The sequence below is a fragment of the Grimontia celer genome (assembly GCF_900055185.1).
GTDB lineage: Bacteria > Pseudomonadota > Gammaproteobacteria > Enterobacterales > Vibrionaceae > Enterovibrio > Enterovibrio celer.
In genome coordinates this window covers 1-529 of the sequence record NZ_FIZX01000075.1, presented here as the reverse complement: position 1 = coordinate 529, position 529 = coordinate 1, and the positions used below count along the sequence as shown (strand labels likewise).

General features: G+C 46.3%; 1 protein-coding gene. It reads left to right on the top strand.

Annotated features, from left to right (window positions below):
- The coding region (locus GCE9029_RS25500) for an ATP-binding cassette domain-containing protein (RefSeq protein ID WP_157487869.1) at window positions 1-529 on the top strand (529 nt) is incomplete at both ends.

Sequence of the window (529 nt, the reverse complement as noted above, 5' to 3'; positions counted from 1 at the left end):
GCTTAGTGAAACTCGCCGCAACATTGGTATGATCTTCCAGCACTTTAACCTTCTCTCGTCGCGTACGGTGTTTGAGAATGTTTCCTTACCTCTTGAGCTGGCAGGCAAAGCTAAAACGGCCATCGAACGCAAAGTCTCAGAACTGCTCAAGCTCGTTGGTCTTGCTGATAAACGCGATACCTATCCGGCGAATCTCAGTGGTGGACAAAAGCAACGTGTTACTATTGCTCGTGCATTGGCCTCAGATCCGAAAGTACTCCTTTGTGACGAAGCCACAAGTGCCCTTGATCCAGCAACGACTCAATCTATTCTTGAACTGCTTAAAGAAATTAACCGTAAGCTCAAGATCACCATATTGCTCATTACACATGAAATGGATGTGGTCAAAAGCATTTGCCATGAAGTCGCGATTATTGGTGATGGCCGCCTTGTCGAGAAAGGCACGGTAGGTGACATTTTTGCTCATCCTAAAACTGAGTTAGCGCACGAGTTTATTCGCTCCACACTCGACCTTTCTATCCCAGAAGAT